Origin of the sequence: Paenibacillus sp. FSL H8-0315 (assembly GCF_038005365.1) — a bacterium.
Classification (GTDB): Bacteria; Bacillota; Bacilli; order Paenibacillales; family Paenibacillaceae; genus Paenibacillus_AQ; species Paenibacillus_AQ odorifer.
The window spans coordinates 4,700,887-4,721,102 of the sequence record NZ_JBBOTA010000001.1; the positions used below are offsets into that span (position 1 = coordinate 4,700,887).

The 20,216-nt window shown below is 45.0% G+C and carries 21 protein-coding genes and 1 riboswitch; of the genes, 18 read left to right on the forward strand and 3 right to left on the reverse strand.

What is annotated here, in order from left to right; all coding sequences use genetic code 11:
• The first annotated feature begins 109 nt into the window (after positions 1-109).
• Entirely contained in the window at positions 110-436 is a 327-nt protein-coding gene (locus tag MHB56_RS20470) for a YnfA family protein (RefSeq protein ID WP_076128128.1), read from the forward strand.
• 1,568 nt (positions 437-2,004) lie between these two features.
• Here MHB56_RS20470 and MHB56_RS20475 read toward each other — a convergent pair.
• Complete coding sequence (locus MHB56_RS20475; RefSeq protein WP_076193028.1) at positions 2,005-3,693, reverse strand: methyl-accepting chemotaxis protein; 1,689 nt, start codon at positions 3,691-3,693, stop codon at positions 2,005-2,007.
• A gap of 366 nt (positions 3,694-4,059) precedes the next feature.
• A riboswitch (PreQ1 riboswitch) is annotated at positions 4,060-4,105 on the forward strand.
• Between the two features lie 10 nt (positions 4,106-4,115).
• Here MHB56_RS20475 and MHB56_RS20480 point away from each other — a divergent pair.
• From MHB56_RS20480 to MHB56_RS20525, 10 genes are all read left to right on the forward strand, one after another.
• Entirely contained in the window at positions 4,116-4,829 is a 714-nt protein-coding gene (locus tag MHB56_RS20480) for a queuosine precursor transporter (protein WP_076128125.1), read from the forward strand.
• Positions 4,830-5,100: 271 nt separating this feature from the next.
• Positions 5,101-6,582 (forward strand): AMP-binding protein, encoded by a 1,482-nt coding sequence (locus MHB56_RS20485; RefSeq protein ID WP_341143936.1) that lies wholly within the window; start codon positions 5,101-5,103, stop codon positions 6,580-6,582.
• The gene (locus MHB56_RS20490) at positions 6,579-7,730 is read left to right on the forward strand and encodes a thiolase family protein (protein ID WP_341143937.1); all 1,152 of its coding nucleotides are present in this window, start codon (positions 6,579-6,581) and stop codon (positions 7,728-7,730) included. The genes MHB56_RS20485 and MHB56_RS20490 overlap by 4 nt, the downstream gene beginning before the upstream one ends.
• A complete protein-coding gene (locus MHB56_RS20495; protein ID WP_341143938.1) occupies positions 7,727-8,128 on the forward strand; it encodes an FAS1-like dehydratase domain-containing protein in 402 nt (133 codons plus the stop codon). The genes MHB56_RS20490 and MHB56_RS20495 overlap by 4 nt, the downstream gene beginning before the upstream one ends.
• Positions 8,103-8,444, forward strand: coding sequence for a MaoC family dehydratase (locus MHB56_RS20500; RefSeq protein WP_341143939.1), 342 nt, complete (start codon positions 8,103-8,105; stop codon positions 8,442-8,444). Before MHB56_RS20495 ends, MHB56_RS20500 begins: the two co-directional genes overlap by 26 nt.
• 2 nt (positions 8,445-8,446) lie before the next feature.
• Positions 8,447-9,268 (forward strand): SDR family NAD(P)-dependent oxidoreductase, encoded by an 822-nt coding sequence (locus MHB56_RS20505; RefSeq protein ID WP_076302193.1) that lies wholly within the window; start codon positions 8,447-8,449, stop codon positions 9,266-9,268.
• Positions 9,269-10,069 carry an energy-coupling factor transporter ATPase gene (locus MHB56_RS20510; RefSeq protein ID WP_341143940.1) on the forward strand — a complete coding sequence of 267 codons (801 nt, stop codon included), beginning with the start codon at positions 9,269-9,271 and terminating at the stop codon, positions 10,067-10,069.
• Entirely contained in the window at positions 10,054-10,911 is an 858-nt protein-coding gene (locus MHB56_RS20515; protein WP_076302191.1) for an ATP-binding cassette domain-containing protein, read from the forward strand. Before MHB56_RS20510 ends, MHB56_RS20515 begins: the two co-directional genes overlap by 16 nt.
• Positions 10,904-11,707 (forward strand): energy-coupling factor transporter transmembrane component T family protein, encoded by an 804-nt coding sequence (locus MHB56_RS20520; RefSeq protein ID WP_076302190.1) that lies wholly within the window; start codon positions 10,904-10,906, stop codon positions 11,705-11,707. Before MHB56_RS20515 ends, MHB56_RS20520 begins: the two co-directional genes overlap by 8 nt.
• Positions 11,708-11,713: 6 nt before the next feature.
• Positions 11,714-12,679 carry an NAD(P)H-dependent flavin oxidoreductase gene (locus MHB56_RS20525; RefSeq protein WP_076302281.1) on the forward strand — a complete coding sequence of 322 codons (966 nt, stop codon included), beginning with the start codon at positions 11,714-11,716 and terminating at the stop codon, positions 12,677-12,679.
• An 84-nt stretch (positions 12,680-12,763) separates the two neighbouring features.
• Here the strand turns inward: MHB56_RS20525 and MHB56_RS20530 are convergent, their stop codons facing one another.
• On the reverse strand, positions 12,764-13,858 hold the full coding sequence (locus MHB56_RS20530; protein WP_076128106.1) for a M24 family metallopeptidase: 1,095 nt from the start codon (positions 13,856-13,858) through the stop codon (positions 12,764-12,766).
• 225 nt (positions 13,859-14,083) lie between these two features.
• On the opposite strand from MHB56_RS20530, the gene MHB56_RS20535 reads away from it, so the two are divergent.
• Together MHB56_RS20535 and MHB56_RS20540 are read left to right on the forward strand one after the other, a co-directional pair.
• Positions 14,084-14,926: an SDR family oxidoreductase gene (locus MHB56_RS20535; protein WP_076185723.1), complete on the forward strand. Its 843-nt coding sequence runs from the start codon at positions 14,084-14,086 to the stop codon at positions 14,924-14,926.
• 25 nt (positions 14,927-14,951) lie between these two features.
• Complete coding sequence (locus tag MHB56_RS20540; RefSeq protein WP_076185721.1) at positions 14,952-15,455, forward strand: GNAT family N-acetyltransferase; 504 nt, start codon at positions 14,952-14,954, stop codon at positions 15,453-15,455.
• A gap of 17 nt (positions 15,456-15,472) precedes the next feature.
• On the opposite strand, the gene MHB56_RS20545 is transcribed toward MHB56_RS20540, so the two are convergent.
• Positions 15,473-15,817, reverse strand: a complete 345-nt coding sequence (locus MHB56_RS20545) for a winged helix-turn-helix transcriptional regulator (RefSeq protein WP_076128100.1) — start codon at positions 15,815-15,817, stop codon at positions 15,473-15,475.
• Positions 15,818-15,908: 91 nt separating this feature from the next.
• Here MHB56_RS20545 and MHB56_RS20550 point away from each other — a divergent pair, with 91 nt between their 5' ends.
• The 5 genes from MHB56_RS20550 (at position 15,909) to MHB56_RS20570 (ending at position 20,167) form a co-directional block, all read left to right on the forward strand.
• Positions 15,909-16,169, forward strand: coding sequence for a YqkE family protein (locus MHB56_RS20550; RefSeq protein WP_076142170.1), 261 nt, complete (start codon positions 15,909-15,911; stop codon positions 16,167-16,169).
• 228 nt (positions 16,170-16,397) lie between these two features.
• Positions 16,398-17,345 (forward strand): ABC transporter permease, encoded by a 948-nt coding sequence (locus MHB56_RS20555; protein ID WP_036681839.1) that lies wholly within the window; start codon positions 16,398-16,400, stop codon positions 17,343-17,345.
• A gap of 2 nt (positions 17,346-17,347) precedes the next feature.
• Positions 17,348-18,292 (forward strand): iron chelate uptake ABC transporter family permease subunit, encoded by a 945-nt coding sequence (locus MHB56_RS20560; protein WP_036681842.1) that lies wholly within the window; start codon positions 17,348-17,350, stop codon positions 18,290-18,292.
• Entirely contained in the window at positions 18,286-19,041 is a 756-nt protein-coding gene (locus MHB56_RS20565; protein WP_076302189.1) for an iron ABC transporter ATP-binding protein, read from the forward strand. The genes MHB56_RS20560 and MHB56_RS20565 overlap by 7 nt, the downstream gene beginning before the upstream one ends.
• Before the next feature lie 121 nt (positions 19,042-19,162).
• Positions 19,163-20,167, forward strand: coding sequence for a siderophore ABC transporter substrate-binding protein (locus MHB56_RS20570; protein WP_282579687.1), 1,005 nt, complete (start codon positions 19,163-19,165; stop codon positions 20,165-20,167).
• Positions 20,168-20,216: the final 49 nt, after the last annotated feature.

A 20,216-nucleotide genomic window follows, 5' to 3' on the forward strand; every position in this document is an offset into this window, starting at 1 on the left:
GGGAGAACCTTGAGTGGTTTGTTGTAGGAGTTCTACGGGTGAACCTTGAGTACAATTTGTTGTGAGCAACCTTTGCGTTTTTATGAGATAGATAGGGAAGAGGGATGACATGTTATTTGCCATTCTGCTGTTTATAATTGCTGGGCTTGCTGAGATCGGTGGCGGATATTTAGTATGGTTATGGTTGAGAGAATCACGGCCACTTTGGTACGGTTTAGTGGGGTCTTTGATTCTGATAGCGTATGGGATTATCCCTACGTTGCAAAAATTCCCTTCCTTCGGGAGAGTGTATGCGGCTTACGGCGGGGTGTTTATCGTACTCGCGGTCTTATGGGGATGGCTTGTAGACAAGAAGACACCAGACGTATACGACTGGGTCGGAGCTGTTATTTGTGTGATCGGTGTATCGGTTATCCTCTGGGCACCGCGGCACTAGGTTGAGTGAGGTTTGCTTAGTCATAAAAGCGGAATGAAAGCTGAGTAACCCAGTTTTTACTAAGTGAGTAACTTGGCTCCGGACTCAGGAGACCTTATTTGTGATAAAAGGGGTAATTTGGAGCGTTTTCGGACACCATAGACGCTATTTGAACAAAATAGGCTGAGTCTGGGTTGATTATGAGGCAATAGCGTCTCTCGAGTCCGAAAAAGCTTCCAAATGGCAGTTTTTCGAGTAATAGCGGCATCTGAGTCCGCAAGCCAGCAGCAAATGGCGTGCTGAGTCTAAGTGAGAGCTTCGCGCAAGCTAGCGCATGTAGCCGAGTCTATTGCTGTAGGTAGCATCCACGGAGGGACTTTGAGTAGTTTGCTGTAGGTAGCATCGACGGATGAACTTTGAGTAATTTGCAGTAGGTAGCATCGACGGAGGAACTTTGAGTAATTTGCTGTTGGTAGCGCCACGGATGAACTTTGAGTAATTTGCAGTAGGTAGCATCCACGGATGAACTTTGAGTAATTTGCAGTAGGTAGCATCCACGGATGAACTTTGAGTAATTTGCAGTAGGTAGCATCCACGGATGAACTTTGAGTAATTTGCTGTTGGTAGTGCCACGGATGAACTTTGAGTAATTTGCTATTGGTAGCGCCACGGATGAACTTTGAGTAATTTGCTGTAGGTAACTTGGCTCCGGACTCAGGAGACCTTATTTGTGATAAAAGGGTTAATTTGGAGCGTTTTCGGACACCAGAGACGCTATTTGAACAAAATAGGCTGAGTCTGGGTTGATTATGAGGCAATAGCGTCTCTCGAGTCCGAAAAGCCTCCAAATGGCAGTTTTTCGAGTAATAGCGGCATCTGAGTCCGCAAGCCAGCAGCAAATGGCGTGCTGAGTCTAAGTGAGAGCTTCGCGCAAGCTAGCGCATGTAGCCGAGTCTATTGCTGTAGGTAGCATCGACGGATGAACTTTGAGTAATTTGCAGTAGGTAGCATCCACGGATGAACTTTGAGTAATTTGCAGTAGGTAGCGCCACGGAGGAACTTTGAGTAATTTGCTGTAGGTAACTTGGCTCCGGACTCAGGAGATCTTATTTGCGATAAAAGGGTTAATTTGGAGCGTTTTCGGACACCAGAGGCGCTATTTGAGCGAAATAGGCTGAGTCTGGGTTGATTATGAGGCAATAGCGTCTCTCGAGTCCGAAAAAGTCTCCAAATGGCAGTTTTTCGAGTAATAGCGGCATCTGAGTCCGCAAGCCAACGGCAAATGACGCGCCGAGTCTAAACGAGAGTATTGCGCAAGCCAGTAGCAAATGACGCGCCGAGTCTAAGCGAGAGTATCGCGCAAGCCAACGGCAAATGACGCGCCGAGTCTAAACGAGAGTATCGCGCAAGCCAGCGGCAAATGGCGTGCCGAGTCTAAACGAGAGTATCGCGCAAGCTAGCGCATGTAGCCAAGTCTAATCGAGGTTCCGCGCAAGCCTAGCGTATGCCCCCAAGTCTAAGCGAGCCATCGCAAACTAAAAACCCCCGTTCAACACTTTCGTGTGAACGGGGGTTTTAATTTACAAGCGTTAAATCTTAAATTGCTGCACAGCTTCTTGGAGTTTCTTGGCTTGCTCATACAGATGTTTAACGGTTTCTGCATGGCCTTCCAGTTCGACGCGCTGCCGCTCTGAGTTAGCAGCGAGTGTGTCCGCACTTTCTTGCGATCTTGATGTAATTTGTGCAGTTTCTTCGACGGAAGCACTGACTTCTTCTGTACTTGCCGAGATTTGCTGTGTAGCCGCAGATACGGATTGGATGCTGTGATTGATGCTTTGGATAAGAATCAGGAGGTGATTAAAGGCATCACCTGCTTCTGCTACTTTGCCGACTCCAGAGGCAACCTCAGAATTCACGTGGTTCATCTCGGTAACGGAGCGACTCATATCTTCTTGAAGCCCAAGTAGGAAGTCACGGATCTGTTCGTTTGCGTTACGGGATTGTTCAGACAGCTTGCGTACTTCTCCCGCAACAACAGCAAAGCCGCGTCCATGCTCTCCTGCGCGTGCAGCTTCAATTGAAGCATTCAGCGACAGCATTTGGATCTGTTTCGTAATTTCAGTAATACTGTGAACGACTTCTCCGATCATTACTGAACGCTCATTCATGATTTGTAATTGATCCAGCGACTGTAGGGAAGCACGTTCAACCTGGCGCATTTGCAGCACAGCGCTTTGAGCAATTTCATTACCGCCACTTGCTTCAGCGGAAGCCTCACTGATTTGCTCCGTGACTTCATTCGCTGCTGAGGCAATACTTTGAATGCCTAAATTGATTTCTTCCATTGCTCTCGAGTTATCTGATGCACTGCTAGCGATAGTCGTACTACCTTTGCCGATTTCTACTACCGATGAGCTGGAGTGTTCCGCCATATCATTGAGAACCTCAACACGTTCTTTTAAAGAGTTGGAATCCGCAACGACAGTATTAGAGGTTACCAGTACATGTCCAATCATTTCTTTCAGGCGTTGGGTCATCGCTTGGAAGCTTACGGACAACTGTGCAACTTCGTCATTTCCTTTAACTGATAATTCTTCGGTGAAATCTCCCTCTGCGAGCCGGGCACTATAAGCTGCCAGTTTTGAGATTGGACGTGTTATACGCACACTCATGAACCATGCACCAGTTAGGCCGATGATCAACGTCAGAAGTGTGATTCCGGCACTTGTCCATAGAATACTGTCTGTTTTTTCTTGAATGAAGCTTACGTCACTGCTTACACCGATAACCATCGTACTTCCGGGAATACCGATATAAGCTGTTTTATGTATACCATGTGCGTCGCTATATGTATCGCTTAGTCCAGTTTTTCCTTTAGAGGCTTGTTGCATTGCAGAGGATACGGTGACACTTTCTGCCCGTTGCAATTTTGCATCGTGATCTGCGGATAGAATCTCAGCTTCTTTCCCTTTCAGATTGACCAGAAAAATGGTTTCCACTCCATGTTGTTTCCTCTTTTCCTGAAAATAGAACTCGAGATTGGTGGCAGACTGATCGTTCTTATTTAGGGTTTGCTGGGCGTGCATTACGTTGAGATTCTTATATACGTCCTGAGCAGCGGCAGTAAGGATTTTGTTAATCTGCGGCATAACATAGCTGTTGAAGATACTGATAGAGATAAAATAGAAGCTGGTGCTTAACAAAAGAGACGTGAGCAACAGAACAACAAATAATAAACGCGTAAATTTGCGACTGATCGAATGCTTGATACGAAACATATCGTTCTCTCCTTTTTTTATGGACGGTGAGGTCATTTCTTTTTTAGTCTTCACTAGATACTCCATGCCAACTGCTGGAAATTGGCGACCCGAGATATATTCCATAGTTATGTCATATTTCTACTAAATGGATCGGGAATAAGGTGTTTGATACTATTCTATAGAATTAACCTCTGGATGAATAGTGAAAGTTTTGTCCTATAGAGCATTTTTTTCTGAAAAAAATGAATTATTGCTGACTATTTTAGATAATTGGCGAAAAAAAAGAAATGGAACTACCAATTTCATATAAAAATATTATTTTTATGGATTGTTAAGCGCTATTGTGATAGAGTATTAATGTTTTGTTCCGAAAATTTAATATTGTAAGCCGCGGTTCGTAACCATCCCGCGTAAACAAAACTAGGAGGAATTTCAGTAATATGTTTAATTTGCTGTGGGGAGTTTTATTTGTTATTGTCAATTTTGCTTTTTTTCTACTCTGTTACCGCTTGTTCGGGAAAAGTGGAATGTATGCCTGGGTAGGTATTGCTACTGTAATTGCTAACATTCAGGTAGCTAAGACGATTGCTATGCCATTTGATATTGTGATGACACTCGGAAATACGATGTATGTCACTTTATATATGACCAGCGATTTACTTAATGAGAAGTACGGAAGAGCGGAAGCACGTAAAGCGGTCTGGTTTGGTTTCTTCACCTTGCTTATGACTACAGTCATTATGCAGATGGTATTAGTATTTAAGCCGCAGGAGACCGATATCGCTCAGTCTTCTTTGGAGACGATTTTTGGGCTGATGCCTCGACTAGCTTTGGGTAGTCTTACTGCTTACTTCATTAGTCAGTTCCTAGATGTTCGGTTGTACTCTTGGATTCGTAAATATTACAGCACCTCAAGTCAGCTGTGGATTCGTTCCAACGGTAGTACGATGATTAGCTCCTTTGTGGATACACTTATTTTCTGTACCATTGCGTTTGCGGGCTTGTATGACTGGAATGTATGGCTTGAAATTTTGCTTACGACTTATCTAGCGAAGTTCTTACTAACCGCAGTAAGCACACCTATCTTATATATCGCCCGAACCTTTACTTTTGCTGAAGAGGGTTCACCATCATCCGTTCAAAAGAAGGACTAAACAACAATACAGCCAGCGCGTACCGATCATAATCGATGCGTGCTGGCTGTTTTTTCGTTGTAAGATGGACTTAATCGTTACATGAAAGATGTGTACATAAAAATAATATAAAGCTAAAATAAGCTATCGTAGCAATTCTAGCGGGTTAGTTTAACAGGAGCGCCGGCGCTTATCACATATCCTTTAGTTTGGGCTGGACTTGCGGGGCAGTCCGATTGAAGAGAATGTATATAGTCGGTAGTCACAGAAATTACGAACAGGTGTGATCAGGATGAATCTAGTAGTTCCTATACTGCGTCATGCAGCACAGCAGCCCGACAGCATTGCCTTAACCCATGACCAAGCAAGTCATACCTATGCCACATTAGTAAAAACGATGCGGAGAATCGCGAATGGCTTACAGCAAAAGGGTCTGAGGCATGACAAAATCGCGATTTTATCTACGAATCGTATTGAATTTGTTGAGGTTTTTTTGGGGGCGATTTATGCGGGCTGTGTTCCCATTCCCTTAGATCCCAAGTGGAGTGCTAATGAACTGCAGGTTATTATAGAGCAGTGCCAGCCGACAATGATTTTTGCCGAGCCGGAAGCCGCAAAGAATCTGGTTTTCAAGGATCAAACGATCCCAACGCTGACCTTCTCAAATGAACGAACAGGTTCCTATGATCAGTGGCTGGCTGCCCTGAAGCCGGAGGCTGAGTTGGATGAGACGAATGAATTATTATTTATTGGCTTTACTTCAGGCACAACCGGATTGCCCAAAGGTTATATGCGTACCCATTTATCATGGTTAAAAAGCTTTGAGGTTTCGAATATTGCTTTTGAATTGGACGCTATGAAGGATGTTTTGGCACCAGGTCCATTTGTGCATTCCCTATCCTTATTCGCCGTAATGCAGAGTCTATATGGTGGAGCAACCTTTCATATCACACAAAAATTTAGTGCCACGCAGGTGCTAGAGCTGTGCCAGCAAATTCCGGGCGTGGTGCTGTTCGTCGTACCAACAATGATCGAATCCATGATGCAGCAGGCTGTACCTGGGCAGATACAGATTGATGCGATTATTAGCTCAGGTGCAAAGTGGTCGGAGTTGTCCAAGAAAAGGGGCATGGAAGTGTTTGGTGGAGCGCGGCTTTATGAATCCTACGGTTCTTCAGAAGCGAGCTATATTAGTTATTTGGATGTTCTGACCGAGCATAATCCGATCTCTGTAGGCAAACCTTATCCCGGGGTGCAAATTTCCATTCGTGATGACCAGTTCCGGGAAGTCCCTCCTGGGGAGATTGGGCAGCTATATGTGCGTAGTGATATGATATTTTTAGGCTACCATCAATTGCCGAATGAGACAGCAGCAGCTTTTAGAGAGGGATGGCTTGTTTTAGAAGACTATGTTTATCAGGATGAAGCTGGTTATTTATATATGGCGGGACGTTTGAAGAATAAAATCATATCCGGAGGGCTGAACGTTTATCCGGAAGAAATAGAGAGGGTGCTGGAGTTTCTTCCGGAAATAGATGAAGTGATGGTGCTTGGCGTGCCTGACGATTACTGGGGAGAACAGCTGATAGCCCTCGTGAAGTGGAGCGGAGAACAGCATTTATCTGTCGAAGAAATTAAGAATTATTGCCGCCAGTATTTAGCGAGCTACAAAGCGCCGAAGCAGCTGCTAACCCTGGATGAATTTATCTATACAAGTAGCGGGAAAATTGCCCGGCAAGCGATGAAAGACTATGTGAAAAGAGCGATGATATGATAGAAGCAGTAATTGTCATGGCAAAACGTACACCGGTTGGCAGAATGGGTGGCTTATTAAGTACACTTGAGCCGGAGGCATTACTGGCGCCGCTTATTCAGCATATTGTAGCCGAAACGAACTTGCCTAAAGAACTGATTGATGATGTCATTATTGGGAATGTTGTGGGCCCAGGAGGTAATATTGCCCGGGTAGCTGCGCTTGAAGCGGGGCTGCCTGTTTCGGTTCCGGGTGTCACCGTGGATCGTCAGTGCGGATCTGGGCTAGAGGCAATTAATATAGCAGCAAGACTGATTCAAAGCGGCGCTGGTGAGATTTATTTAGCAGGTGGTGTCGAAAGTACGAGCCGTGCTCCATGGAAAATGGCTAAACCACAGACGTTAATGGGGGTTCCACAGCTGTATACCCGTGCACATTTTACGCCTAGCTCTTACGGTGATCCGGATATGGGAATTGCTGCAGAGAATGTAGCTAGGAAATACGGGATTTCTCGAGAAGAGCAGGATCAATATGCCTTAAAAAGCCATCAAAAGGCGGTTCATGCTCAGCAAAGTGACCGGTTTCAGCAGGAGATAGTACCTCTTCAGGTAGAGGGGCAGGGGGTGAGCACCGACGAATGTCCTCGGGCAAATACGAGTCTGGACAAGCTGCAAAAGCTGCCGCCAATTTTTGAAGAAAAGGGTACCGTCACTGCTGGAAATGCCTGTCCTATTAATGATGGCGCAGCGCTTCTATTAATGATGTCTCGTGAGAAATGCCAGCAGCTTAAGCTTACCCCTATTTTGCGGGTCGTGGATGCGCAAGCTGCGGGTGTAGATCCGAACTATTTGGGTATGGGGCCTGTACCAGCTGTGCAAAAGGTGTTAAAACGCCAAAAGCTTACCGTTGCCGATTTAGATATCGTAGAGTTTAACGAAGCTTTTGCTTCACAAGTATTGGCATCACTGAACGAGCTTCAAATTCCACAGGAAAAGGTCAATCTTGGCGGGGGGGCATTAGCAATAGGCCATCCATACGGAGCTTCCGGGGCTATGTTAATGACTCGCTTATGTGCTGAAATGCAACATGCCCCTTACCAACGAGGGCTTGCTACTCTGGGAATCGGCGGTGGGATAGGTCTGGCAACACTCGTGGAGGTTATAGAATGAACAGTGTCCGACATCAGATCCATATGACTGCTGAATGGATTTCGGACTATGCACAGAGTATTGAAGCACCCGTGCAGACGATAAATGGAAAGCTGATCGCTCCTGCGACGATGTCTATTATTTTCTGGCAAGACTTCGATATTCCTTGGTTAATCATCGGTGAACCCTTGCTTCACGGCACTCAGAAATTTTCATATCAGGCTCCGATTACGGCGGGGATGATTTTGGATTGTGAATTAGCGTTAACGGGCGAGGTGCAAAAAGAAGGCAGACAGGGTAAACTGACTTTTTACACACATACGCTGGTTTGTAGGTGTGAGGGTGAGCTTATAGTCACCGCAGAAACGGTGTTAATTCGGGTAGGTGATGATCATGATAAAAAAGTGCATAACAGCTGAGGCTATCCGGCAATATGCAGCTGCTTCCCAAGATTTGGCGCCTATACATCTAGATGCAGAGGCCGCAGCCAAGGCTGGTTTGGAGCGACCCATCGCACATGGGATGTATCTTATGGGATTAGCCCAATCTTTGTATATTGCAGAGCACCCTACACAGTGGATCACTCAATATGATATGAAATTTCATAAGCCAATAGAGGTCGATAGTGTCGTGATTTTTGATTTTGTAGAGGACGATTGCTTTGTGAAAGTGATCCTTACAACAGAAGCTGGCGATGTTATTGCTGCGGGAGCTTTTGCAGTGAAAGAGGTGTAGTGATGAATAAAGTGGCCTTAATTACTGGAGCAACAAGAGGGATCGGACGTAGTATCGCCATGCAGCTTGGCAAGTCAGGTTATATAGTGGTTGTAAATGGTACGAAACAAGTCTTAATTGATGAGGTTGTGCGCGAGATCCGCCAGGCAGGCGGAGAGGCACTAGGGTACGCTGCTAATGTAGCCGATTCCGTCGCAGTCACTGCCATGGTAGGTGAGGTCATTGCCCGATACGGTCGTATCGAGGTATTGATAGCTAACGCGGGAATTGTGCAGGATCAGAAATGTCAACGTATGACGGATGAACAGTGGAAGAATGTTCTGGATGTGCATTTAAATGGCACTTATTATTGCATTCAACGAGTATTACCACATATGCGTGAAACAGGTGGGGATATCCTGTTGATGACCTCTGCTGCTGGACTAGCAGGTTCCGTGGGTCAGGTGAATTACAGTGCAGCCAAGGCTGGAATACTGGGCATGATGTGGACGCTCGCAGCAGAGCTGAAACGTGACCAGATTAGGGTCAATGCGATTTCTCCAGCGGCATTAACGGATATGACCAGACCTATAATTGACCATTTGAAGGAAAAATATTTCAGTCGTAATGAACCTTTGCCTGACTTTTGGAGAATAGGTGACCCGGAGGCTATTGCTTCCTTCGTGACTGCATTGTTGAGGGAGTCCGACGCGGATTTAACCGGTGAAATCTTTGCTGTGAATGGATCAAAAGTGACAAAATGGGAGAAGCCTGCACCTGCATTTTCCGAGAATAACATTGAGGCATTTTTTGCTGCTTGGCACCGTCAAAAGGGGACTGAATAAATGCTTACCTTCGATCAAGTTTGTTTTTATTATAAAAAGGGACAACCTCTCCTGGAGGATATTAGCTTTACGATAGACGCAGGGGAGTTTGTGGCGATAGTCGGGGCGAATGGTTCTGGCAAATCCACTATTGCAAAGCTCATGGACGGACTGCTGCTGCCGCGAAAAGGGACTGTACAATTTAAGAGCTTGGACACAGCAAAACCAACGGATCTTGCGGAGATTCATCAGCAAATCGGTTTTGTTTTTCAGAATCCAGAGGATCAATTTATCACCACAACCGTTATGGATGAGGTGCTTTTTGGTTTGGAGAATATCCGTGTGCCGAGGGAGGAAATGCGCAGCCGATTGGATCATGCCTTACAGGCCGTTCATATGGAGGATTATCTGGAGGCTATGCCACATCAGCTATCTGGAGGTAAAAAGCAACGTGTCGCTATCGCAGCTATATTGGCGATGCGCCCGCAAGTCATTATTTTTGACGAGGCTACCTCAATGCTTGATCCCCAGGGAAGACAGCAGGTTCTTTCTATCATGCAAGAGCTGCATCGTCAAGGCCTGACGCTTATTCATATCACCCACCATATGGAGGAAGTGCTTGCAGCAGAACGCGTATTGCTCCTGCACCAAGGACGACTTGAGTTTGACGGCGATCCACTGACTTTTTTTGAAACCATGCCTGTTGCGGACTATCAATTACAACTGCCCTTCGCAGTGCGTGTACATACATTGCTCCATTCAGCAGCACCGCTAACAGCCGATTGGAAGGGGAAAATTCGATCACAATGGTCTACCAATTAAAAAATCTAAGTGTGAACTATGCCGATCATGTGGCTTTGCGCAATATAAACTGCACTATTCCTGAAGGCAAATGGATTTCTATTATCGGTCCAACAGGCGCAGGAAAGTCTACCTTTGTCAAAGTGCTGAAGGGCCTGATTCCCACCGTAAAAGGAGACTATTGGATTAACCAGCAGCCTGCCAGCAGAGATGCTAAAGGACGCTTAAAGGTTGTCCCCGAGTTGGGTTTCGTTTTTCAATATCCGGAGCATCAGCTATTCGAAACAACGGTGCATAAGGAGCTTGCTTTTGCTCTGAATCAGCAGGGTGCTTCACGTCAGCAAATTACAGAGGCGATTGAAATGATCTTGCCGCAAGTGGGTTTGCCAGAGGGGATTCTCCCCTTAAATCCATTCCAGCTAAGTGGTGGTGAAAAGCGCCGTGTAGCTATTGCCTCTGTACTGATGACAAATCCGAAGCTGCTGATAATGGATGAACCGACAGCGGGTCTCGATCCAGCTAGCCAAGTGTCTTTGCTGAGGCTACTAAAGGAATGGCAGCAACAAGACAATCGCACCATCCTCTTCGTTTCGCATCAGATGGGTGATGTTGCCGAATTCTCAGATGAGGTCATGGTTTTTCATGAAGGTCAGTTAAAAGGGCATCATGATACCAGAACATTGTTTCTGGAAAAGGAAGAATTACTGCTGGAACTTGGACTATCCTTGCCTGAACCCGTACAGCTCTTGAAGCTAGTGGAGGAATTATCTGGTCAGAAGATTGAAGTTGCCAGCTGTAAAGAGCAGGATATCTTCGAAGCGATTTTGCCGATTTGGCATTCGAGGGGGCAAGGGCATGGCTGATTCCGTATTAGTCGGTCAATATGTGGAGACACATTCGATTTTTCATCGTTTAGATCCTCGTACAAAGCTTGTAAGTATCGTGATGCTCATGCTTAGCTTTATGATGCTTGGTACGGGGCTTAGTTATGTTGTTGCAACCTTTTTTGTATTGGGAATGTTATTACTGTCTAAAGTTCCTGTGCATTTTTTTTGGCGAGGGCTACGGCCGGTATTATTTATTTTATTATTTACTTTTGTTTACAATGCCGTGTTCACCAAGGGGACGATTCTCTGGTCATGGTTTTTTATCGAGGTGACTGAAGAGGGATTGCGGATAGGATTACGTTTTGTATGGCGGATTATATTGCTCATCTTGTTAGCCTCAATTCTGACATTAACTACTAAACCGCTAGACTTAGCTTATGGTCTGGAGAAGCTGCTTGCCCCTCTGTCCAAATTGGGGGTACCCGTAGAGCAGTTCTCTTTAATGATAGTGATTGCGATCCGTTTTATCCCTACCATCAAGGAGGAGCTTGATCGTATCCTTCTCGCACAAAAGGCTAGAGGTTATGATCTCACAGTATTATCACTGCCTAAACGGATATATGCGTACATTCCGATCATTATTCCTCTGCTCTTCACAACGATTCAACGTGCTGAACAGCTGAGCTATGCAATTGATGCGCGTGCTTATGGGAATGGTAAAGGAAGGACTTCTTTTAAAAGACTGCAATTTCAGCAAATAGATTATCTGGCAGGGGGAGCTACCCTTTTAATTGCCGTGATTCTGCTTTGCTTAAAGATAGGAAAGGTGTAGATGAAGATGAAATGGAACACCCGTATTACGGAGTTATTGCACATAGAATATCCTATTATTCAAGGAGGACTTGCTTATTTAGGTTATGCAGACCTTGCGGCTGCGGTTTCAAATATCGGTGGACTGGGTCAGGTCACAGCAATGAGTCTTCCAGATGCGGAGGCCTTACGTGCAGAAATACGTCGGGTACGAACACTAACGAACAAACCATTTGGTGTTAATTTTGCTATCGGCATGCATGGGATTGGTTATGAAGATCGGGTGCAGGTCGCCATCGAAGAGCAGGTTCCCGTGGTGAGCCTCACTGGAGGGAATCCAGCCCCTATACTGGAAATGTTACAGCCCACCGATATTAAAACACTCGTGCTCGTCTCCTCACGCAGACAAGCCCAAAAGGCTGAACAATTAGGGGCTTCTGCGGTTATTGTTGTTGGGCATGAGGGAGGGGGCCACTTAGGGCGTGACGATGTTGGAACCATGGTGCTCGTTCCCCAAGTGGTTGATGCGGTTAATATTCCTGTGATTGCTTCCGGAGGGATCGGAGATGGCCGTGGATGGATGGCTGCTCATGCACTTGGGGCTGAAGGAATCGAAATGGGCACTCGTTTCGTTGCTACAGTGGAATGTGTTCATGCGGCCGCTTCTTATAAAAAAGCTTTAGTAGAAAGCTCAGAGTCGGATACGGTTGTAATCAAACGTTCTATTGGAGCACCCGCACGAGTGTTACGTAGTGACTACATTGATCAAATTCTTGAAATCGAGCGCGTGACACCGACCTATGAAGCATTAAAAGAGTATATCAGTGGTGCAGCCAACAAGCGCTGGATCTATGATGATATCAAAGAAGAGGGCATCGGCTGGGCAGGTCAAGTGACAGGAATGATCCAAGATATTCCTACAGTCGCGGAGCTGATCGGCAGGATGGTGAAAGAGGCTAAGTTGGTTCGCGGGATGTGGGGAACACAGGTTTGAATTTAAAAAAACACAGAGCGGCGATTCTCTCATTATTGGAGGAATCGCTGCTCTGTGTTTTTGGCTATGGCTTGTAATTCTTTTCTACAAATGAAGAATAGTCAGTTCCTTAGGGAAGCTTGTTAAGGTCTCTGCACCTTCAGCTGTAATAATCAGATCATCTTCGATACGTACACCCGCTAGTCCAGGCACATAAATTCCCGGCTCAACGGTGAACACATTGCCGATTTCGATAATGTCGTCGTTCTGTCCGTGAAGTGATGGATATTCATGAACATCCATGCCCAGTCCGTGTCCGACACGGTGTAAGAAATATTCTCCGAATCCAGCTTCTTCAATTACATCACGTGCAGCTTTGTCGACTGAGCCGAAAGGTGCTCCAGGATTGGAGGCAGCGATCCCAGCTTCGTTGGCAGCCAGCACAGTGTTATAGATAGTGACTAGCTTGTCGTCTACGGATTCAATAGCAAAGGTACGTGTAATATCAGAAGCATAACCATCGGCATACACCCCGATATCAAACATCAGGAAGTCGCCGGGTTGAATGACCCGGTTGCCCGGAACACCGTGAGGCAGGGCAGTTTTCGGACCAGAAAGCACCATAGTGTCGAAGGAAGGGCCGGAAGCGCCAACCTTTTTCATTAGATATTCTAGCTCCGCTACTAGATCGTTTTCTGTAACGCCTGTTTTTACGTGGGTAAGAACGCGGCGCAAGGCTTCCTCAACTAGCTCAGCGGCATGTTTCATGCGCTTAACTTCATCCGGGGTCTTTTTGGAGCGCATGCTGCGCAGCAATGGACCAATATCACTAAACCTTTCAGCTGGAACAGCAGCGGTTAGGTGCTCAAAACGGGCTACTGAGAAATGTTCTTTTTCTATGCCGAGAGTACCTAGCTTACTGCTGCCGAAACAATCTTTTAGCAGGTTATAGGGATTATCAGTGTCAGTGTGAGTTAGGATTTTGGTGACCGAAGAGGCTGCTTGAGCTGCTTCTGCATCCAATGCAGGCAGAATGAGCATAGGCTCTTCTCCGCGTATCAGCAGCAGACCGAGAAAACGTTCATGCGGATCGCTGGCGAAGCCGGTTAAGTAGTAGACATGCTTGGGATCTGTTACGAGCAGGGCATCCAGACCTTCGCCCGCCATTTGTTGCTCTAGGCTTGTCAGAGCATTATTCATAGTTGGTGTTCCCCTTTCAACTTCACGATTAGAACTGCAATATTCCTATTATAGATCAAAAATAGACCAGACGCACCTGACGAACTATAACTATCGTTGGCTAATCATGACATGAAGCTTTTCTTAACCCTACTAGTTGGTGTAACATATCTTTAAATATACTTCTCCTAAGGTTAGGCTGAAGCTTATTCGGGTACGGTTGTTGAGAGAGGAGTGATTCTTGCAATGAGAGGAACAATCGCACTTGTTACCGGAGCGAATTCCGGTATGGGGCTGGCCACAACAGTTGAACTGGCTCGCAAGGGAGCTAAAGTTATTATGGTTTGTCGTAATCGCCAGCGGGGAGAAGAAGCACTTGCTGCCGCCAAACAAAAGAGCCACTCCGAGGATATCGAGCTCATGTTGTGTGATCTGGCTTCACTTGAGAGCATTCGCAGCTTTGCTGAGGAATTCACTATGAAATATCCGATGCTAGACATACTTATCAATAACGCCGGGGTAGTCACGATTAAGCGTCAGCTTACGAAGGACGGCTTTGAGATGGATCTTGGCGTAAATCATTTGGGGCATTTTCTACTTACCAATTTGTTACTTAAGTCGTTGCAGGCAGCAGAGCAAGGCCGTATCATTGTGGTTGCCTCCGGTGCTTACAAGATAGGTGCGCTCCATTATGAAGATCCAACCCTCGCTCGCCGTTTTAATCCTGCAAAAGCCTATGCCCGATCCAAGCTAGCCAATATTCTGTTCACGCGGGAGCTGGCTTCGCGTCTTCACGGAACAAGGGTGACGGTGAATTGCCTGCATCCAGGAGCAGTGGGGACGAATATAGGTGTAAACCGGGAGACTGGTTTTGGCAAGTCGGTACTTAAGTTACTCTCATACTTTTTCTTAACACCTGAACAAGGTGCCGATACAGCGATTTATTTGGCTACAGATCCCGATCTTGGAGAGGTAACCGGTCAATATTATTATCGAAGAAAGATTAAACAACTGTCTCCCAGAGCGCAGAATACAATAGAGGCCGAACGGCTGTGGCAATGGAGCCAGGAGCAGGTCGGCCTGAGTTAATTAACACATTTGGAGGAATTAAGGGATGAATTGGGAGAACAGCAGAATTGAAGATGCAACATCTGCAGACTTAGCAGCTATTGTAGATATTTATAACTCAACGATTGCTGGGAGGATGGTAACTGCAGATCTGGAACCCATTACTGTTGCAGACCGGGAGAAATGGTTTCTTGAGCATAATAGCCATCACCGTCCCTTATGGGTACTGAAGCAAGGAGATGAAATTGCTGCATGGTTCAGTTTTCAATCCTTCTATGGTCGTCCAGCGTATAATGCAACAGCAGAAATCAGTGTATACGTGAATGAAAAGTTCCGTGGTGGTGGTGCGGGCAGAATTCTTCTGACAGAGGCCATTGAGAAAGCCCCTAGTCTCGGAATTAAGAATCTAGTCGGCTTTGTGTTTGGACATAATGATCCAAGCCTTGGTTTACTGAAAAAGTTTGGTTTTGAAGAATGGGGAATGCTGCCTGGTGTGGCTGAACTTGACGGTATAGAGCGTGATTTAGTCATTGTCGGCCTTAAAATCTAATGCCTCAGATAAAACGCTTACATTTTGAGAGTTGAATTTAGATTATCGGTGTCACAATCGACCCATTCTTTGGACCAACTCTGTAAGTCTCGGATGACTGATTCCAGAGCAAGACCTTTATCCGTCAAAGAATATTGGATCCGCACGGGGGTCTCTGGGAACACTTCTCGAAGAACGATCCCTTCCTGTTCCAGCTCTTTGAGCCGTTCGGAGAGCAGTCTTCCACTGATGGGTAATGCCGCTTCAATTACATTGAAACGTTGGGGTCCTTGAAGGAGCTGGTAGATAATTAAACCAGTCCAACGCCTGCCGATAATATCCATACTTTTTTGTAGCCGGGGACATAAATCATTGGACTTCATAGGGCTCACCTCTTAGTAAACATTATAAACGAAAAGACCAATAACTTAAACAAATTCCAATTTAATTCAGTACTAGAAAGGATGATGGACAGTGTCTAAAAAAAAGAAAATGCCTACCACACCAAGAGCCGCTACGAATGATGGCCCTGCTACGTTAAAAGATCTGCTAAGCAGTGATGTTCTAGGAAAGCTGAAGGCGCAATCTGATGCGTTGAAAGCGGAGGAAAATGACCGTAAAGAAGCTGCCCGTAAGGCAGTGGAAGATCAGCGGAAGGCTGAGCAGAAGCGGTTGGATAATGATTTTGCACATCTGCTGGAGAACAGTAATCAGGATTGGAAGAAATATAAATAAATCCTATAGTTTAGCGCTAAAAATATGGCAGAGATTAAAGAGGCACCCGTTAGGGTGTCTTTTTTTATGTAACTTAAGCAGATAAGCCTAAGTCTTAATTATTTTAAATTTAAGTATATGAAAGGGTTGACCCTCAAAGGGGGCTTAGGTATAATTTAAAACATTGCGAATGAAAATCATTATCATAAAAGCGCATTTGTAAACTATTAAACAGATAAGGAACAACTCATGAAACTAAAATATTTGTCCCTACTTCTAATAGTATTTTCATTTATATCTTTGTTTATAGGCGTTAAAGATATATCCCCATTAGATCTCTTTCATCTTACGGAATCTCAAGCACAGACCTTGCTGGTAAGCCGGATTCCCCGGTTAGCCGCATTGATTATCGCTGGAGTCAGCATGAGTATTGCCGGATTAATTATGCAACAGCTGTCACGCAATAAATTCGTCTCCCCGACTACGGCAGGGACGATGGATTCCGCAAAATTTGGTATTCTCGTATCCCTCATGTTATTCACAGGCGCAACGCCAATGCAGAAATTACTGGTTGCTTTTGTTTTTGCACTATTGGGCACCTTTATTTTTATGAGAATCCTGGATCGGATCAAGTTCAAGGATAGTATTTTTATCCCGCTGGTCGGACTCATGTTCGGAAACATTGTAGGTTCGATTACAACATTTTTTGCGTATAAAAATGATTTGATTCAGAATATCTCGTCTTGGATGCTTGGAGATTTCTCAACGATTATCAAAGGCCAATACGAATTAATTTATATCAGCATTCCACTTGTCATCCTGGCGTATCTCTTCGCTAATAAATTTACGGTAGCCGGTATGGGCGAGGATTTCTCCGTTAATCTTGGCATGAATTACAAAGCGGTTGTCAACGTGGGATTAGTAATTGTAGCGTTAATCTCTTCTGTTGTCATTTTAACCGTAGGTACGATTCCATTTCTAGGTCTGGTAGTACCTAACATTGTAACGTTGTACATAGGAGATAACCTCAAAAAAAGTCTGGCGCATACAGCCATTCTCGGAGCGGTGTTCCTCCTGTTCTGCGATATTCTGGGCAGGCTCATTATCTATCCATATGAAATATCAATCAGTCTCACGGTAGGCGTCATCGGTAGTGGTCTGTTTATCTACTTGCTGATGAGAAGAAAGGCGAACTAGAGATGAAGACAAAACTAACTATATTATCTATAAGTGCTGTCGCCCTCATCGTCTTGTTTATGACGTATCATGCTTTGGGAAATTGGGACTACGTTCTGCCCAGCCGGGGAAGAAAGCTGGCGGCCATTCTGATTACCGGAGCTGTGATAGCTGTCTCTACCGTAGTTTTTCAGAGCATCACGAACAATCGTATTTTGACACCAAGTATTCTCGGGCTCGATTCCCTGTACATGTTAATCCAGACGTTCGGTGTATATGCCTTAGGTTCATCGAATATGACCTTTATGAATAAAAACATCAACTTCTTGTTCTCTGCGTGTCTCATGGTCCTGTTTTCAGGCGTATTGTATAAGCTAATGTTCCGTAGGGAAGGACAAAATATTTATTTCCTGCTGCTGGTAGGGCTAATCATGGGGACGATGTTCCAGAGCGCGTCTTCTTTTATGGAAGTGCTTATTGATCCGAACGAATTCCTGATTCTACAGGGGAAAATGTTTGCCAGCTTCAACAATGTCAGCAGTGACCTATTGATTCTTTCCACCATTGTTCTGACGCTAACTACGTTGTATTTCTTGCGATTTGTTAAGTATTTGGATGTTATTTCGCTTGGAAAAGATGAAGCCATTAATCTGGGCATCAATTATGACTATGTGGTCAAAAGGCTGCTAGTTATTGTATCTATCTACGTTTCGATCTCGACGGCTCTAGTCGGACCAATTACTTTCTTAGGTTTGTTGGTAGCTAATGTGGGACACCAGCTGTTCCGTACCTATAAGCATGCCTATCTGATTCCTGGAACGATTCTGCTGAGCATTGTTGCGCTTGTCGGCGGGCAGTTCCTGGTCGAACGTGTTTTTGGATTCAATACTACGGTTAGTGTGATTATCAATTTTGCAGGCGGCGTCTACTTCGTCTATCTGCTGTTAAAGGAGAATAAGTCGTGGTAGAAGTTAAAAATTTAACCAAACGTTATGGCGGAGTAACCGTCGTTGATGATGTGTCTTTGTCCATTAAAAAGGGCGCAATCACCTCGTTTATCGGACCAAATGGTGCGGGTAAAAGTACACTGCTCTCCATGATCAGCAGACTTATCTCCAAAGACGCAGGAGAGGTGCTGATCGAAGGTAAGGAAATCGGTACCTGCAAAAGTAATGAGCTTGCTCGTAAAATATCGGTGTTAAAGCAGTCCAATCATATTAGCGTACGCCTCACTGTGAAGGAGCTCGTTTCTTTTGGGAGATTCCCGTATTCACAGGGGAAGCTGAGTCCGGAGGATCGGGCGTTCGTTGACGAAGCGATTGCTTACATGGATCTCCAAGAGATGCAGGATAAATATATTGATCAGCTCAGTGGAGGACAACGCCAGCGGGCATATATTGCCATGGTTATGGCTCAGGATACAGAGTACATTCTGCTCGATGAACCGCTCAACAACCTTGATATGAAGCATTCCGTCCAAATTATGAAGGTGCTTCGCCGTTTGGTGGACGAGAAGAGGAAGACGATTGTGCTCGTTATCCATGATATTAACTTTGCTTCTTGTTACTCTGACTACATTGTTGCGCTTAAAAATGGAAGAGTAGCTTCTTCGGGTACAGCGGATGAAATTATAGATTCTGCAGTTCTTAAAGAGGTATATGACATGGACATTCCTATTGAAACTATAGGAGGCCGAAAAATCGGTGTCTATTTCTAAAAAGGTAACTATTACTATGCGGATATTATTATGCGTAACGTAAGAAGTGAAAGGCGCCAGCTTCTTAACGCATACGCGAATAATTCAAATAGCTTCACTATAAAAATTAGGGGTGAATACATTGAAGAAGAACTTATCTTTACTGATTATGACAGTATTTCTTGCGGTAATCTTGGCGGCTTGTGGCTCCAATAATGCAGCAACTTCAAATAACAACACAGCAGCGGCAGGCAATTCGGAGGCTACTACTGCACCAACAACGGAAGCAACTACAGCACCGACAGAGCTTACTTTCAAGCATGCGCTTGGCGAAACAACTATCAAAAGCAATCCGCAAAAAGTGGTTGTTTTTGACTTCGGTACACTGGATACGCTGGATAAACTGGGTGTAGAGGTGACTGGAGTGCCTCAAAGTAATGTACCGGCTTATCTCTCTAAATATAACGATGCTAAATATGAGAATGTTGGGGGTTTGAAAGAGCCTGACTTCGAAAAAATAAACAGTCTTTCTCCGGACCTGATCATCATTTCCGGCAGACAACAGGATTCTTACGAAGAATTCAGCAAAATTGCACCTACTCTGTATGTGGCTGTAGATAATGCAAACTACATGGAATCTTTTACGAATAACGTGAAAATGCTGGGTCAAATTTTTGGAAAAGAAGCAGAAGTAGAAACTGAGCTTGCGACTATCAATGATTCCATCAAAGCTTTGAATACGAAGGCAACAGCTGATGGCAAAAAAGCACTTGTTATTCTTGCGAATGAAGGAAAAATCAGTGCTTACGGTGCAGGTTCCCGTTTTGGGATTATCCATGATGTGTTCGGATTTGCACAGGCTGATGATAAAATTGAAGTATCCACTCACGGACAAAGCGTATCCTACGAATATGTAGCGGATAAGAATCCGGATTATCTGTTTGTAGTGGACAGAGATGCGGCTGTGAAGAGTGATGGCGGCGAAGCCGGCTCAGCTAAAAAAGCAGTTGAAAACGATCTAGTGAAGAACACAAATGCCTTTAAAAACGGTAAGATCATCTACTTGGATCCTAACTACTGGTATTTGTCCGGTGGCGGTTTAATATCCGTTAGCGAAATGCTCAAAGAAGTTGAAGTTGTTCTGTAAGCTGAGTAACTTGGTGAATTAAAAAGCCTGTTGGCAGGAGTAATACTCC